The following is a 12,103-nucleotide window of genomic DNA, read 5'->3' on the forward strand; positions in this document are numbered from 1 at the left end:
GGGGTGCGCCCTTCGGCGTTTCGGGGTCCGGTCAGTGGCCGGCGGCCTCCTCCGGGGTCTCCTCCAGGATCTTCGCCAGGCCGAACACCGAGCCCTTCCGGACGTTGGCGTAGGCCTCGGCGGTCGTGGCGCGGCCCTGCTGCTGGAGCGCTTCGATCACCTTGTTGCGGGCGCCGCTGGTGACGGACGACAGGCGCGGCGCCTTGGCCGTGGCAGGGTCGACGCCGTCGGCGAGGCCGAGGTGCTTGTTCAGGCTGACACCGAGGATCTTCGCCTGTGCGGTCGCGTGGGCCAGCAACTCGGCGTGCGCCATCTCCTGCGGCGACGGCGGCAGCTTCGGCGGAGCGGGCTTGGGCCTGTCGGCGCTCCGCTTCGCGGGCGGCTGCTTCGCCTCCGTGGGGGCCTTCGCGGGCGTGGCGGGGGCGGGCGTCTCACTGTGAGACACGGGCGCGGCTGCCGCGGTGGCGGCCGCCTGCTGCCCGGGGGCCGGGGTGGCCCACTGGTCGGGGTCGGGGTCCGGGTGCTCCGCCATGACCTGCCGCTGCGCGTCCTCCTTCTCCTTGGCGAGCCGGGCCTGCCGCTCCAGCTCCGCCGCCTCCAGCCCCGCGCCGCGGCCGCCGATCAGCTCGCCGAGGGTCGTGGTCCCGCCGTATCCGTCGTCCACCGGGTGGGCGAGGAGGTTCGCGGCCTTCGCCTTCTCGAACAGGCCGGCCAGCCTCTTGGTGCTGTACCAGACTTCCGGCTGCTGGAGCTGGTGGATGTAGTAGTCGATGGGCGACGCCACGGCCTGCGGACTGTGCTTGTCGGAGTCGTCCATCCAGTCCGTGGGGATCATGAAGACCTGCAAGAGCGCGTACTTGAGGGCCGCGCTCATCGCCTTGTTGGTGGCCTTGTCGTACTGGTCGGCCGCCTCGCCGACGATCGTGGCGGACCGCTCGCCGCCGTCCGGGCCGACGAAGGTGTACTTCACCTTCACCGTGGCAACCGTGTAGTGGCCGTTCTTGCCGCTGCGGATCTCGTAGCCGTGCTCCACCACCTCGGGGAACATCAGCACGCTGTGGGTGCGCATCGGACCGGCCACCGCGTTGACCAAGTCGTCAATGCCGCGGAACTTGAAGTTCTGCTGCCGGTTCTCCCGGTTCTTGCCCACGGCGCCGATGTCGCGCATCACCGCCACGAGGGCCTGCAGCACCGTCTTGGGCGGCTCGTTCTCGGCGGGGGCGTCGGGGGTGTTCTCAACGGTGGCGGCAGTCATCGAAGCGGCCTTCCAGTGTGCGGGCGTACCCGGATTCATCGTCCGGGTGAGGATGCGCGGCCGAAGGTGCTAACCTCCCGCGCTGCCCCAAATACTACACCCGCAGACTTGTCAACGGCCATCCTGTAGCAGGATTCGTGACACAGGATCGGACACGTTTTCATCCAGCATGTCCGTACCGTCCCGGTGTCGTACGTACCAGGCATCCAGACTTGCCGCGGTGCCCTCCACGTCCCGGTCGCCGGCCTGCCCGGGGGCCGTCCATGTGGCCTCTTCCGGACTCGCCCAGATCCGCGCCGCCTCCTCGTACCGGCCCTGCGCGGTCTCCGGCGACAGCCCCAAGGCGTCCGCCAGGGTCTCCCAGTCCGCCCCGCCCAGCACTGCGGCAATCGCCGTGCGGTCTAGCAGCTCCAGCGCCAACACCCGTAGCTGGCGCGCGGCTTGGATGCGAGTCTCAACCGACTGCGGCATCCCTGCAGCACCCACCAAGGCGCGGGCGTAGTCCGAGATTTCCCACGCCGAGACGGCGGCCGCCACCAGCGCGCGATCCTCCGGACGGACGTCAATGCCCACCGGCCACCCCCCTCATCTGGTGTTCCCGTCGGGAACAGCCCCCCGCGCAGACTACCCTCACATCTGACACAGCCCCCCGCCCCCTGGAGCACCCGATGAGCGAAGCCGTCCCGGCGGCCCCCGACGACGACGGAGACGTGCTCCACATCCCGCTCGGCGACATCGCGCCCAACCCCTTCAACGAGCGCGACATGGGCGACCTGGCAGGCCTGGCCGCGAGCATCACCCGGGACGGCGTCCTCGAACCCGCCACGGTGTGCACCGCCGCCGCCTACCTCGCAGAACACCCCGAGCACCGGGAGCTCATCACCGGCCGCTACGTGCTCATCTTCGGTGAGCGCCGCTGGCGCGCCTCCCTCATGGCCGGACAGCGCGAACTGCCGTGCCTGCTCCGCGACGACCTGGCGGACTCGACCGACCTGCAGCGCGTCCAGTTCGCGGAGAACTTCCACCGCAAGCAGGCCACGCCGATCGAAGAAGCCCGGATGTTCGCCCGCCAGGCCAAGGACGGCATGAGCTACCGGCAGATCGCCGCCGAGTGGGCAACCGCCCCCTCGCACATCTCCCGCCGCATCGCCCTCCTCGCCCTGCCCTACGACGTACAGCGCGCCATCGACGCCGGGCAGCTCGGCGCGGACGCCGGCCGCGCGCTCCGCGACCTGGACGACCCCGAGCAGCAGACCGCCGCATGGCGCCTCATCGAAGCCGAGGGCATCCACGTCGAAGAGGCCAAAGCGCGGGTCCTGGCGGGGCCCGCCGCGGCGGCCGCGCCCGCGTCTCACAGTGAGACGCCCGCCCCCGCGTCTCACAGTGAGACAGCCATCCCCGCGCAGAAGCCCGCCCCGCTCACGTGGGACAGGGAGGACAAGCAGCGCCAGGCCGCGGCCGCCGACCGGCAAGAGGCCTGCAAGCACTGGCTGTCCAAGGAGCTGCCGCCCGCCGAGCGACTCACGCCGATCCTCGCCGCAGCGCTCCTGACGCCCATGCAGCAGAACACGGCCCACACCCTCGCCCTGGCGTGGCTGCGCGCCACCGGTCAGCAGGGCATCGACGTGACGCCGGCCCCCGCCTACTTCCAAACCGTCCTGGAACGCGACGACGAGCAGCTGCACCAGCGTGCCGCGCTGGCCGTCGCCCTGGCGGCCGCGGAGCTCCGCGCCGCATCCAAGCGCCGCCCCGTGTGGGACGGGCGCGACCTCGCCTACGTCAAAGCCCTCCAGGCCTACGCCGGGTACGTCCCGGAGACGCCCTGGGAGCGCAAGCAGCTCAAGACCTCTCACAAGTAGCCCGGAAGGAAACGCCCCCGATGTCCACGGCCCTGGCTGTTCTAGCCCCCGACCGGCCCAAGCTGGAGGTGGTCTCCGCGTTCGACGCGGAAACCCCGTACCAGCAATGGCGCCCCCAGATCCTGCTGCCCGCCACACTGCCGCCGATCGTCGGGGAAGCCCCCGTCGTCATGGCGGTGGTCAACCAGAAGGGCGGCGCAGGGAAGACCACCACCACCGTCGAACTCGCGGCGGCCTACGCTGCGGCGGGCCTGAAAGTCCTCATCATCGACGTGGACCCCCAGGACGCATCCGCCACCAGTTGGCTGATGCCGCAGTTCTTCGACGGCGGATACCCCTCCCTCCTGGACGTGTTCCGGCGCACGCACAGCCTGGACAAGGTCCTCGTCGCCACCGAGTACGACGGCCTGTGGATCGTGCCCTCGGACCAGGCGCTGGAGATCGCAGAGACCGACCCCCGGATCACGGGCGTCGAACAGGCCCTCAAGTACGAGATCGCCGGACTCACGCAGCACTTCGACGTCATCTTCATCGACTGCGGCCCCGGCCTCGGCATGCTGTCGATCGGCGGCCTCATCGCCGCCAAGTACGCCATCATCACCCTCAACGTGAGCGGCCTGGACTCCCGCGCGCTCCAGCCCCTCACGGAGACCATCACCGCCATCCAGGGCCGGGAGAACCCCGAGCTGACCGTCCGCGCGGTCGTCCTCGCCAACTGGATCAAGTGCGCCTATGCCCGGCAGCTCGCCGACGAGGTAGCCGGCGGATTCCCCACGTCGATCATCGGCGTGGCACGGGCCACGCCGAGGGCCCGGGAAGCACCTGCCGCCACCGTGCCGGTCCGGGCATGGGAGCCGACCAACCCCGCCACCTCCGACTACGACCAGGTCGCCGACCTGCTGATCCGAAGGAACGACGCATGAGCCGCAGGGCCGTACCCACGACCGTCCCGGCCGCGAAGCCTGCGGGCACCAGCGTCCGCGACCAGCTCCTCGCCGACCGGGCGGGCACGGGAGCGTCCACCGAGGCCGCGCCCGCCGCCGCGGCGGCCGCCGTGCCCGCGCCCGCGGCCGCCCCCGAGGTGGTCACCCCGGCTGCCGTGGTGAAGGCCGACGAGCCTGACGAGCCGCCCGCCGATGCCACCCGGGCCGAACGACTCAGCTTCTACGAGCGCCGCGTGCACGACGCGCAGACCGCGCACGCGGCCGCCGCCCGCGCGGCCGATGCGGCGTTCCTCAAGGACGCCGGCCCGTCCCTCCGCTCGATCCATGAGGAGGAGCTGTACCTGGAGCTCGCCGGGCCCGGCGGGCAGCCGTACACGACGTTCGCCGACTACCTGCAAGACCGGTGGAACCTGTCGCGGGCCGCGGGCTACCGCATCCTCAACTCCGAGCCGGTCAGGGAGGCCCTGGCGCCGATCACGGACGTGCAGCCGTCCACCCGCCAGGTCGGGGTGCTGTACCCGGTGTGGAAGGACCACGACGCCGAAGCGGTCCGCGAGGTGTGGGAGAAGGCCGAAGCGGCCGGGAAGCCCACGCCGGACGAACTGCGCAAGGCCCGCGACCTACTCGGGTACAGCAAGAGTCCCGAGCTCGCAGCGCCCCCGAGCTCCACGCCGTCGTCGGCTATCGCCCGCGTGGACAAGGCGCTGAGCCGGGTGGACGCCAACGCCGCGCTTCTCCTGGCCAAGGAGAACCCGCAGCGTGCGAAGGAAGTCGCGGCCCACCTCAAGGAGCTGGTTGCCATCCTTGAGATGTGACACGGGCCCGTGTCTCACACGTGAGACACGGCAACAACGATGCCCCCCGCCGGAGTCCGGCAGGGGGCATCGGTCTGTCTCGGGGGTCAGCCGTCCAGGGCGACGCGGAGCGCCGTGTCCGGCTCGAAGGCCGCGGCGGTGTACCCGTCGGCCGTCGCCTCCGCGATGTATCGGCGAGCCTCGTCCGCGTCCTGCGCGACCTGGATGCACACCACGCCACGGCGCGGCCTGAACTCAGGGGCGCTGGAGAACACGCGGACGTCGAAGCGGCCGGAGCTCACGAGCGACCCCAACGCACCGGGGCCCGGCGGTCAGGCGCCTGGAACTCCAGCACCAGAGCGTTCTGCCCGATCCGGGACGCGAACCGCGAACCCAGCACCGCGGCAACGTGGTCGAACGTCACGTTCGTGCCGAACGCCGTCGGCAGCCCCGACGCGGACCGCGCGTCGATCAGGTCGGCGGTCTCACGCCGCGCGAACTCGGTCGCCTGGCCGTCCATCTCCCCGCACAGCTCGTCCAGGATGAGCAGCCCTGCCCGGTCGTGGAATTCGCGGACCTGCAGCGCGGTCATGCCCGGCGGGGCACCGTCCGGCCGGGTCCACCGCAGGTAGTCCCCGTGGCGCACGTAGCGGGTCATGATGCCCGCCCGAACCGCCGCGCTGCCGAGCGCGATCAGCCCCGTCGACTTGCCCGAGCCGACGCCGCCCCACCCGATGACGTGACGCTTCTTGCCGGTGCCGGCCACAAGCCGGTCCAGCCACCCGCGCAGCATGTCCGGGTGCTGGTGGTCGTCCAGCAGCGGCAGGTCACCACCGGGGAGCCGGAAGTCCGTCGGGTCCTCGGCGAGCGCCTGCTTGTCGAGGCGCCAGCCCGCGTAGGCGGTGTGACGGGCGCGAACCAAGGAGTTGCGCCAGGCCTGCGCGAAGATCACGCGCTGGTGCTCGTCCACCGTGGCGGTCTCGTGCTCCGGCGCAGGCTCGACCACGGGGCGGCCCCGGTCGCGCTGTTCGGCCACTCCGGCGGCGATGAGCTTGCGTACAGCCGCCACGTGACGGGCGAGGCCTTCGCCGTCGACCTTCGCGGGTGCGGCGAACGCCATGGTGGGCGCAGACACAGGAACCTCCCTCAGTCGAGTGCGGCGGCGATCTCGGCCGCCGTGGGCTTGTGGGCGGGGCCGGAGCTCCGCGTGTGGATCGTGTCGTCGTACATCGGCGCGCGGCCGCTAGGCACGGTCGCGGGGCGTCCGGACCGCCCGGCGGCCAGAGCGTTTCGGAACCGGTCGGGCTGCGGCTTGTAGTCGCGCCCAGCGCGCAGCACGGCCCCGATCTCGCGGTTGGTGTATCCGGCGGCCAGGGCGTCGCGGATCATCCCTCGCAGGGCGAAGAACGCCGACCGGGTGTTCCCCGCGTACGGCGCGCCGATGACCTTCGGGCCCTCGTCCTTGAGCCACCAGTTCGCGGCCGTCTGCGCGCGGCTCACGAGAACCTTCTCCTCCTCCGCCGCGCGCTCCTTGTCCTTGGCCTTCTCCTCCGCGGCGCGCTCCCTCTCCTCAGCCTTCTTCGCCCGGGCGGCGGCGACCGTCTTCTGCCGCTCCGTGAGGGGCTTGGGGGCTGCAGGAGCCTCCGTGGCGCCCGGCTTGGCCTTGGCCCTGCTGCGGGGCTTTTTCGGGGCGTCAGCGGCCGCCTGAGCGGCCGCCGTGGCCTCTCCTCCGGCCTGGCCCTGCCGCCCCTCCTTCGGGACGATGACCACGCCGTCCTCAGCGTCACCGCGGGCCTCGTAGAAGTCCTTGAAGGACGTCGGGCCGGTGTAGCCCTCCGGGGGGTTCTCGTGGACGGTGTACCGGTACCGCTGGCGGGAGTTGCCCGCGTAGCGGATCAGCTCCATCTCGATGGCCCCGATCTCAACGAGCTGATCGAGGTACGGGGTCAGCGACTGAGTCCGCGAGAACCCGCAGATCTGAGCCAACACCTCTTGCGTCGGCCACACATCGGCGTCGCCACGCGTCATCGACACGTGCGCGGACAGAGCCCAGTACAGGGTGTGCGCCGCGGGCTTGACGCCAGACAGCAGCACCCAGTCGCCGACCATGGTGAAGGGGGCGCGGCGCCCGGCGCGCACCTCCAGCTCGTCATCCACGGTGTCACGGGCGGTCATGCGGCGGCGCCTTCCAGGATGGGGCGGTAGGTGACAGGCATGTGCTTCCCGCCGGCCATGTGGCGCTTGCGGCGGGAGAGCAGGCCACGGCGGATCAGCTCCCCGGCGAAGTGCCGGGTCTCGTGCGGCGTCAGGCGCGCCATGGTGGCGGCGTCCGCGCAGGACACGTACTCGTGCGGGCTGTCGAGGACCAGCGCGGTGTAGAGGACGAACGCGCGAGGGGTGAGGCGTGCCGCGTGGGCCGCGCGCAGTGCGCGGCACGGCTCCGGGCAAGCCTGTTGCGTGGTGGTCACAGGGAGAGTCCTTGTGCAGGTGGCCGGGGGCCGCCCTTGCAGGTGCGTGGGCGGCCCCGGTGCCGGTGGCGGGCGGAAGGTCAGGCGGCGGCCGCGTCGGCGGTGCGCTTGGCCGCCTCTCGCGCGAGCCTGCGGGCGCGCTTGCGGAGCGCACGCCGCTCCTCTGCGGTCGTGCCGCCGCGCACCCCCTCGTCGCTCTTGCCAGCCAGGGACATCGCGCGTTCCAGGCACTGCGTCTTGACGCTGCAGAACTCACACACGGACTTGGCGAAGGCGATGCCCTCCACGTCCGCGGGGTTCGGGTACATGTCGTCGGGCTTCACGTCGGAGGCCGTGACGCACACCCCGCGGCGGAAGGTCGGCATGCGGGATACGTCGATCACGCCTCGTCCTCCCAACCGTGCTGGAAGACGGTGGCGAACATGCGGGCGATGTCGTCGGCGGAGATGTTCTCCAGGTGCCGGTCCTTGCCGTCGTCCTTCCAGCTCGGGGAGATGCTGGAGGGCTTCGGCGCCTGCCACTCGACGCCCTCCACGATCAGCCCCGTCAGCGGGTCCACCATCGCGTCCGTGCCCGGCACCCGCTCAAGGCGCTTGAACAGAGCCTTCTGGAACCCGTCGAGGACCTTGAAGACCATCTGGACCTGGTCGGGGTAGTTCACGCCGATGAAGCTCGTGAAGGCGTCCGGCTTGGTGATCCTCGGCCCCGGGGTGGGCTTGGTCACGGACCAGCTCACCGTCTGGACATCGTCCATGTAGACACCGATGCGGTCGACCTTGTCCTTCTCGAACTGCTGCAGCATCCGGAAGCGCAGGACGGCTTCCCGCTGCTCCTTCAACTGCTTCGCGCGCATGGAGATCACCCAGAACGCCGTGACATCGTCGGCCAGTTCGGTCAGGGACGGCTCAGCGGCCTTCGCCCGCGCCGTCGTGGCCGACGGGTCGTCCAGCTCGTCGGGGTGGGAGATGGCGCCGGTCACCAGCAGCTCGTTGACGGCCTTGTCGAACGAGGCCTGTATGGCCTCCTCGGACAGGCCCGTGGTGCCCTCCGTGCTGGTCTGCTCCGTGACGCCCTTGTCCCCGGGGATGGTGTCGGCGGCGCCGAGCGGGCCCTTGTAGCCCAGGTCCATGGTGAGGGGGTTGGCGCGAAGCGCGTCGAACACCGTGTGCCCCTTGCTGATGAAGCTGTCGATGACGGCCTCGGGGTCCATGCCGGTGGTGGGGTCGCTCGGGTTCGTACCCGTGTCGTCGGTCATGACGGACGTGCCTTCCGTAGTGCGGTAACGGGGGCGGGACCTTTGCGGCGCCACACCTATAGGGAACGGCGGAGTTGCCGCAGGTGTGACAGGCCCCCGGGGGCTGAGAGCTACCTCAACCCGCCACCCAGAACATTACACCCGCACAACTGGAAGTCAACACTGCCCCCCTGGCGCAATGTCAGCACGCGACACAACCCAACAGCGGCCCTACCGTGCGCCCCGGCCTGCCCCGGCGCCACCGGCCGCGCACCATCGGCGCCACCCGGGCGGGCCCCGGCCGGCCCCTACCCGGGAAACCAGGGGCCGGACGGAAGCACCACCCGGACGGGCAAGGTGCGGGCGACGTCCTCCTGGTTGCCCCGCACAGCGAGCGGGGTGCGCGGATTGGAACCCGCGGCACTCGCTGGCCTGCACCCTGCCCGTCCGGCCCCACCTGCACCGGAAGGAAGACGAGGCCCGAGCGTGACGACCCCCCCGAGCGTTGTCGCCCCACGCTGGACGGCCTACATGCCTCTGGAAGCCCTCACCCCGGCCGCCCGCAACCCGAAGAAGCACGAACTCGCCCGCATCAAGGCGTCCATCCGCGACCACGGGTTCGTCGACATGCCGATCGCCGACGAACGCACCGGCCGCATCATCGGCGGCCACGGCCGCCGCGAAGCTCTGATCGACATGTACGCCGACGGCGAGTCCATGCCCGGCGGGCTGATCCTGGACGAAGACGGCGGATGGCTGGTGCCCATCACCCGTGGTTGGGCCTCCCGCAACGACCGTGAGGCCGAAGCGCTGATCATCCAGCTCAACCGGCTCACGGCTGCCGGAGGCTGGGACGAACGGGTACTCGCCGCCATGCTCGAAGACCTGGTCACGGAGGAGCCGGACCTGTTCGACAGCCTGGCCATGTCCGACGAGGAGATGGACGAGCTGCTGCGCGCGGCCCCCGCCGCATCGCTCGGCGAGGAGGACCAGGCCGTGCCCCTGCTGCACCTCGGCGACGACGAAGACGACGCCGACACCCCGCCCGGACAAGGCGAGCTCGGCGTTCCCGGCGGGAACAGCCCCGACGGCACGTGCCACGCCTGCGGCCGCCCGATCGACGGCTGACCACCGTGGCACGCCGCAAGCCCCGACACCCGAGCGGGGCACTCCCAGCCCACCGCCCACGCCTGCTCAGCCCAGACGTGGAGAACAAGCTCATCGACGCCACCCGCCAGGGCGCGCCCGTGCAGACCGCCGCGGCGGTGGCCGGCATCGGCCGGACCACGTTCATGACGTGGCTCGCCCGCGGCCGCGACGAAGCCGCCCGGCAAGCTGACGGCCTCGAGCCCGATCCGGCCGAAGAACCCTTTGTGACGCTGCTGGAGAAGATCGCCCACGCCCGCGAGCTCGCCCACGCCGGGGCCGTCCTGCAGCTCCGCCGGCTCATCAACGGCGGGTTCGTCGTCAAGGAGGTCACCCGGAAGCTGCGCGACCCGGAGACCGGCCAAATCGTGGAAGAGACCACCGTCGACCGTGCCGGGCCGGACTTCCGCGCGATCTCCTGGTACCTGGAGCGCGCGCACCGGGCGGAGTGGGGCAAGGACGCCACGGTGCTGGAGATCACCGGCCCGCAGGGCGGCCCCGTGGCCGTGGAGACCACCGACGCGGATGCCCTCGCCGAGCGCCTGGGCATCACCCTGCACGCCCTCACGTACCCCGACGACGGCGACGACCAGGGCGACGACGCCAACTGAGGCCGCGACGCAAGCCGTACCGGCCCGCCACGCTGCCGACCTTCCCGCATCCGACCCGGAAGGCACGCCAGCGATGACCGCCACCCTGTACCCCGGCGCGGACCGGACCAAGAACTGGTTCGGCAAGAAGTACCCCGGCGACAAGATCAAGCCCAAGCGCGGCATCCTGCACACCACCGAGGGCACCGGCTTCACGGACTACGCGGGAGGCGCCAGCGCCCCGCACATCACCGGCGGCCCCGACTTCGCCCGCAAGCGGCTCGTGTTCCGCCAGCACCTGCCGTTCGACCGGTCCGCCCGGGCGCTCGTCAACGCCCCCGGCGGCGTCGAGACCAACACGGCCGACGCGGTGCAGATCGAGCTCGTGGGCACGTGCGATCCGGCCACCCACAAGGCCTGGGCGAAGCGCGGCATCCAGCACATCTACTGGCCCGAGGCGCCATCGTGGGCGATCCGCGACCTGGCAGCGTTCATGGCCTGGCAGTACCTCAAGAACGGCATCCCGCTGTCCGGCCCGGGCGCGGGCGAGTGGCCCGCCTACCCGGCGTCGTACGGCGCGCACAACGGCGTGCGCTTCTCCGGCAGCAAGTGGTCGACTTTCCGCGGTTGGTGCGGCCACATGCACGTGACGGAGAACCTGCACGGGGATCCTGGGCACATCCCCTTCGCCGCGATCCTCGCCGCCGCGAAGGCCGCGGCCGGCGCCAAGCCTCCGGCGCACAAGCGCGTCATCGTGTGGGCCGGGACGACCGCGACCGCCATTGCGGCGCTCGCCGGGATCACCCTGGCCGCGCTCGCCGCGGTGAACCCCGGCACGGACCTGAACCACATCAAGCCGGGCCAGCCTCTGAACCTGCCCGACAACGCCCACGGCGTCACCCCGCCCGCCAAGCCGCCCGTGAAGCCCCCGGTCAAGCCTCCGGTCAAGCCGCCCGTGAAGCCCAAGCCGCCCGCGGCCCCGAAGTACCCGGGAGCGGGTAAGTTCGGCCCGGGCAAGTCGAACGTCTACGTCACCCAGCTCGGCAAGCAGCTGGTCAAGCGGGGGTTCGGCAAGCACTACAGCAAGGGCCCCGGCCCGTCGTGGGGCGAAGCCGACCGGCTCAACGTCCGCGCGTTCCAGCTCGCCCACCCCCAGCTTCGGGGCGACGCGGACGGCATCCCCGGCCCGCTGACCTGGAAGCTGCTGTTCTCCTGACCCCCGCGGGTCGGCCCGCAACGCGCGGGTCGGCCCCACCCTCTCGAAAGGCACCCTGTGGCAGGCGAGACCGTCATCACGGTCGTCGGCAATCTCGTTGACGACCCCGAGCTGCGCTTCACACCGTCCGGCGCCGCAGTCACGAAGTTCCGCGTGGCCTCCACGCCGCGCACCTTCGACCGGCAGACCAACGAGTGGAAGGACGGGGAGAGCCTGTTCCTGACGTGCTCGGTCTGGCGGCAGGCCGCGGAGAACGTGGCCGAGTCCCTGCAGAAGGGCATGCGCGTCATCGTGCAGGGCCGCCTCAAGCAGCGGTCGTACGACGACCGTGAGGGCGTGAAGCGCACCGTCTACGAGCTCGACGTGGACGAGGTGGGCGCCAGCCTGCGCAGCGCCACCGCCAAGGTCACCCGGGCCAATGGCGGCGGCGGCCGCCAGCAGCAGGGCGGCCAAGGCGGCGGCTGGGGCGGCTCCGGCGGTGCGCCCGCCGGCCGTCCGGATGACGACCCGTGGGCGAGCGGCACGCCGCAGGACGAGCCCGCGTTCTAGGCGACTGGGCGAGCAAAGAAGACGGCCCCGGCATTGCCGGGGCCGTTC

Annotated in this window: 15 protein-coding genes; 7 read left to right on the top strand and 8 right to left on the bottom strand. The window is 71.4% G+C overall.

The window, feature by feature from the left end:
- Positions 1 to 31 precede the first annotated feature (31 nt).
- Together ACZ7MY_RS36100 and ACZ7MY_RS36105 are read right to left on the bottom strand one after the other, a co-directional pair.
- Positions 32 to 1,255 carry an ERF family protein gene (locus ACZ7MY_RS36100; RefSeq protein WP_499608668.1) on the bottom strand — a complete coding sequence of 408 codons (1,224 nt, stop codon included), beginning with the start codon at positions 1,253 to 1,255 and terminating at the stop codon, positions 32 to 34.
- A 111-nt stretch (positions 1,256 to 1,366) separates the two neighbouring features.
- A complete protein-coding gene (locus tag ACZ7MY_RS36105) occupies positions 1,367 to 1,828 on the bottom strand; it encodes a hypothetical protein (protein ID WP_499608670.1) in 462 nt (153 codons plus the stop codon).
- A 95-nt stretch (positions 1,829 to 1,923) separates the two neighbouring features.
- Here ACZ7MY_RS36105 and ACZ7MY_RS36110 point away from each other — a divergent pair, with 95 nt between their 5' ends.
- The 3 genes from ACZ7MY_RS36110 to ACZ7MY_RS36120 are packed head-to-tail and all read left to right on the top strand — an operon-like array spanning position 1,924 to position 4,873.
- Positions 1,924 to 3,114, top strand: coding sequence for a ParB/RepB/Spo0J family partition protein (locus ACZ7MY_RS36110; protein ID WP_499608673.1), 1,191 nt, complete (start codon positions 1,924 to 1,926; stop codon positions 3,112 to 3,114).
- A gap of 20 nt (positions 3,115 to 3,134) precedes the next feature.
- On the top strand, positions 3,135 to 4,037 hold the full coding sequence (locus ACZ7MY_RS36115; RefSeq protein WP_499608675.1) for a ParA family protein: 903 nt from the start codon (positions 3,135 to 3,137) through the stop codon (positions 4,035 to 4,037).
- Complete coding sequence (locus ACZ7MY_RS36120; protein ID WP_499608677.1) at positions 4,034 to 4,873, top strand: hypothetical protein; 840 nt, start codon at positions 4,034 to 4,036, stop codon at positions 4,871 to 4,873. Before ACZ7MY_RS36115 ends, ACZ7MY_RS36120 begins: the two co-directional genes overlap by 4 nt.
- An 86-nt stretch (positions 4,874 to 4,959) precedes the next feature.
- Here the strand turns inward: ACZ7MY_RS36120 and ACZ7MY_RS36125 are convergent, their stop codons facing one another.
- The 6 genes from ACZ7MY_RS36125 to ACZ7MY_RS36150 all read right to left on the bottom strand — a co-directional run bounded on the left by ACZ7MY_RS36125 (position 4,960) and on the right by ACZ7MY_RS36150 (position 8,575).
- Positions 4,960 to 5,154 (bottom strand): hypothetical protein, encoded by a 195-nt coding sequence (locus ACZ7MY_RS36125; RefSeq protein WP_499608680.1) that lies wholly within the window; start codon positions 5,152 to 5,154, stop codon positions 4,960 to 4,962.
- Complete coding sequence (locus tag ACZ7MY_RS36130; protein WP_499608683.1) at positions 5,151 to 5,987, bottom strand: P-loop NTPase family protein; 837 nt, start codon at positions 5,985 to 5,987, stop codon at positions 5,151 to 5,153. The genes ACZ7MY_RS36125 and ACZ7MY_RS36130 overlap by 4 nt, the downstream gene beginning before the upstream one ends.
- A gap of 11 nt (positions 5,988 to 5,998) precedes the next feature.
- Positions 5,999 to 7,027, bottom strand: coding sequence for a hypothetical protein (locus tag ACZ7MY_RS36135; protein WP_499608685.1), 1,029 nt, complete (start codon positions 7,025 to 7,027; stop codon positions 5,999 to 6,001).
- A complete protein-coding gene (locus ACZ7MY_RS36140; protein ID WP_499608688.1) occupies positions 7,024 to 7,320 on the bottom strand; it encodes a hypothetical protein in 297 nt (98 codons plus the stop codon). The genes ACZ7MY_RS36135 and ACZ7MY_RS36140 overlap by 4 nt, the downstream gene beginning before the upstream one ends.
- An 80-nt stretch (positions 7,321 to 7,400) precedes the next feature.
- Entirely contained in the window at positions 7,401 to 7,703 is a 303-nt protein-coding gene (locus ACZ7MY_RS36145) for a WhiB family transcriptional regulator (RefSeq protein ID WP_499608690.1), read from the bottom strand.
- The gene (locus ACZ7MY_RS36150) at positions 7,700 to 8,575 is read right to left on the bottom strand and encodes a hypothetical protein (RefSeq protein ID WP_499608692.1); all 876 of its coding nucleotides are present in this window, start codon (positions 8,573 to 8,575) and stop codon (positions 7,700 to 7,702) included. The genes ACZ7MY_RS36145 and ACZ7MY_RS36150 overlap by 4 nt, the downstream gene beginning before the upstream one ends.
- A gap of 510 nt (positions 8,576 to 9,085) precedes the next feature.
- Here ACZ7MY_RS36150 and ACZ7MY_RS36155 point away from each other — a divergent pair.
- From ACZ7MY_RS36155 to ACZ7MY_RS36170, 4 genes are all read left to right on the top strand, one after another.
- Positions 9,086 to 9,682 carry a ParB N-terminal domain-containing protein gene (locus ACZ7MY_RS36155; RefSeq protein ID WP_499608693.1) on the top strand — a complete coding sequence of 199 codons (597 nt, stop codon included), beginning with the start codon at positions 9,086 to 9,088 and terminating at the stop codon, positions 9,680 to 9,682.
- A 77-nt stretch (positions 9,683 to 9,759) separates the two neighbouring features.
- Positions 9,760 to 10,311 carry a hypothetical protein gene (locus tag ACZ7MY_RS36160; protein WP_499608696.1) on the top strand — a complete coding sequence of 184 codons (552 nt, stop codon included), beginning with the start codon at positions 9,760 to 9,762 and terminating at the stop codon, positions 10,309 to 10,311.
- A 73-nt stretch (positions 10,312 to 10,384) separates the two neighbouring features.
- A complete protein-coding gene (locus ACZ7MY_RS36165; RefSeq protein WP_499608698.1) occupies positions 10,385 to 11,506 on the top strand; it encodes a peptidoglycan-binding protein in 1,122 nt (373 codons plus the stop codon).
- A gap of 57 nt (positions 11,507 to 11,563) precedes the next feature.
- Complete coding sequence (locus ACZ7MY_RS36170; RefSeq protein WP_499608700.1) at positions 11,564 to 12,055, top strand: single-stranded DNA-binding protein; 492 nt, start codon at positions 11,564 to 11,566, stop codon at positions 12,053 to 12,055.
- Positions 12,056 to 12,103: the final 48 nt, after the last annotated feature.

Source organism: Streptomyces sp. NPDC111520 (assembly GCF_055635295.1).